This is a genomic window from Pseudobacteroides sp., assembly GCF_036567765.1.
Lineage (GTDB): Bacteria > Bacillota > Clostridia > Acetivibrionales > DSM-2933 > Pseudobacteroides.
This window is the reverse complement of record NZ_DATCTU010000014.1, coordinates 1-2369: the sequence shown is the minus strand read 5'-3', so window position 1 is coordinate 2369 and position 2369 is coordinate 1. Positions and strand designations below refer to the sequence as shown.

The following is a 2369-nucleotide window of genomic DNA, read 5'->3' as shown; positions in this document are numbered from 1 at the left end:
TTGACAATATTTTGGTTTATTTCTGGCTAGGTAGAGTCAGAATTTTATATAAGACACTATTTATTTAAAGGGAGAACTATTAAAAATTATAGGAGAACAAATATGCAAAACAGATATGTTGCTGATGTTGGAGATTATGGCAAATATGCTCTGCTAAGAAATGTCGCAAAAACTGGTATGTTATTGGGAGTGAATTGGTATTCAACACCTGACGAAAAGCATAACTCAGACGGAAAGCACACATCTTACCTATATAAGGCTATGTATCAAGACTACGATAACGAACTTTATTACATTCTAAAAGATATGATCGATAATAATAATAGAAATGTAAGTAGTGTGCAGAATTCTAAAATTTTACCAAGAAATACTGTTTTTTATGATAGAGTACTAGATTTATCCAAAGAACCAGACTTCATAAAACGTCGTATGCTTAGACAGTCTTGGCATAACGAAGCATTAAGATTACTGAAAGATTGTAGTATTGTTTTTTATAACCATAGAGAACGTAAGAAAGAGAAAGAATATCTGGATAAATTTAGAAATCTGCATGATGATTTTATGGGCTGTAAGTGGTTGGGACTAAAATTCATTAGAGGAACAATTAGAGATTATATTTTTATCCTTCAGCCCAATCATTTTTATGAAGTAAAGAAACAGTGTGAAATACTGCTTAAATCAGCGTGGAAAGACAACTTTTCAATGCTCGATTTATGAGTGATTCTACTTCTAATTAGCCATATAATATGAAATAATGATTATTGGTATTTATACCCTTACTTGAAGGAGTTAAAAGTATGACCAAAGGTCAATTTAAAGAAGCTTTCAGGCGAGGACTTGGAAGTGCATATTTAGAGTTGAAAAATAGCAAATGTCCTGAAGAATATAAGGACATTGTTTTATGGTGCTGTCTTCATAATACTTGTTATGATATGCAATGCGAGGGCAGTAGAGGTACTTATCTATATAATGCTATTAGTCTCTATGAAGATAAAAGTTTTTTTGAAGATGCCATTATTAAAAATTTTGAAAAAAAGAAATTGGATACATGGTTGTTTGACCAACTTTGTGATCTTTTATATCAATTTGCCAATGATGGTAGTAAACATGCAAGAGAAGCATTGTATAAAAAATATGATGTGCTTTTTACATTACTTTCTAGAAAGCGTAAAATAGGTTCAATCTGTTCAGAGCGAGATAACTTTGAATGGCTCTGTGTTTGGTTAACATCACTTGACGGATTTCGAGCATTTAAGAGAATTGTTGAACAAATAGGCAAATTTTATATAAATACAACCAATCCGAATATAATTTTTATGGATTGGTTCTATTCCAACGCAAAAAATAAATTTGGTAAAAAACGTGTTGATAATTACATGCATAAAAATGCGGCAAAAAGCAAATCGGTTGCAGCTTTTCTTAACGAAATAGAAAGCTTTGGTTCCGAAAAGCCACAAGTAATTACTCAGCCATCTCTTAAGGAACTACTCGAAGCTTGTTATGAACCGTCAGTGTATCATGGTCGAGGAGTTGCGATCCGTTTTTCAAGAACTGCTTCATTAGAAGAATTGTCTGAGCTAGCAAAGATTGCAGTAACCGAAACTAATCCTGAAATAAAACTGAAATTATTATGGGCTTTTCGCAAAAAACCATTCCCATTGGATGAAAGTTATGTTTTTGAACTTGCCAAAAGCGATAATGAATCTATTCGTGATGTTGCATTTGATATGATGAGTCAGTTATCTTCTGATAGGATTCATGATTATGCTACATTTCTCATTAAAGGAAGGAAAGAAGTTGCAAACTCTTTGAGTCTCTTATGTCGATGTTATCAACCTGGAGATGAATCTCTGTTAGTTGACGGTGTTAAGGGGCTTCCTGTTTCATATAATAATGGATTATGGCATGGTGTGTATATGGATATAGAAGATTTACTTAAAGAGAGTTCCTGTAGGTTTGAACTAAGCATGTTCATGCATATGTATAAGCAAACTCTGTGCTCCTCATGTCGCTCAAGTCTTGTTCAGACTATGTATAAACGCAAAATTCTTCCCGTTGAAGTACTAGAGGAGTGCCTTTATGACAGCTATGATGACACAAGAAAGTTTGCTGCAAAAAAGTTAAGATAAAAGATAAATTGAAGAGTTGTGTTCAAAACTTCCTATTACCCATATGACAAGGAGCCGCAAATTGGCTTCTTTTGTTTTGCCCGAAAATAATGTGATTGTTAATCAAATAAGGTATTAAAGGAGGAATTTTGTGAAAGAGGCCGATAACAACCCCAAGACTCAAAAAAGGTCAGTGGTTTTCCCAATTGAAACTTTGGAACAGATTGATAAGCTGGCAATAAAAAAGAATGTTTATGCATC

At 33.2% G+C, this 2369-nt stretch carries 2 protein-coding genes; both read left to right on the top strand.

Going from position 1 to position 2369, the window contains the following annotated elements; translation table 11 throughout:
• Positions 1-102: 102 nt before the first annotated feature.
• Positions 103-717, top strand: a complete 615-nt coding sequence (locus VIO64_RS03355) for a hypothetical protein (protein ID WP_331915143.1) — start codon at positions 103-105, stop codon at positions 715-717.
• 80 nt (positions 718-797) lie between these two features.
• Positions 798-2129: a hypothetical protein gene (locus VIO64_RS03350; protein ID WP_331915141.1), complete on the top strand. Its 1332-nt coding sequence runs from the start codon at positions 798-800 to the stop codon at positions 2127-2129.
• Positions 2130-2369: the final 240 nt, after the last annotated feature.